Raw genomic sequence first — 350 nt, 5'->3', positions numbered from 1 at the left:
GTGGTTCATGACTGGGGTGAAGTCGTAACAAGGTAGCCCTAGGGGAACCTGGGGCTGGATCACCTCCTTACCTATACGACTAACTTGATAGTTGTTGAGTGTTCACACAGATTGCTTGTTTGTCTCTACTTGTAGAGATGAGCGACGAAATATCCTACTTCACGTAGTTGATATCGTTCTTTAAAAATTTGGAAAGCTGATAGTAATAATCTTTAAGATTATTGCGAAATTAAAAAATTGAGTTCTAAAACACTTAACATTAAGTGTCTTGGCTTAGGGTTTAACGACCTTAAGTAAAAAATTCTAATTTTGGCGAAAGTAGAAACCATTAGTTACGTACGACTGTTTTA

Annotated in this window: 1 rRNA gene; it reads left to right on the top strand. The window is 36.9% G+C overall.

Annotation, left to right across the window (positions count from 1 at the left end):
* Positions 1-70, top strand: a 16S ribosomal RNA gene (locus K5Q73_RS21480); the annotation flags it as partial.
* Positions 71-350: the final 280 nt, after the last annotated feature.

Source organism: Shewanella sp. MBTL60-112-B2, assembly GCF_019655055.1.
In the GTDB taxonomy this organism is placed as follows: domain Bacteria; phylum Pseudomonadota; class Gammaproteobacteria; order Enterobacterales; family Shewanellaceae; genus Shewanella.
Note: the sequence above shows the minus strand (reverse complement) of the source record. Positions and strands in the feature narration are given on the sequence as shown.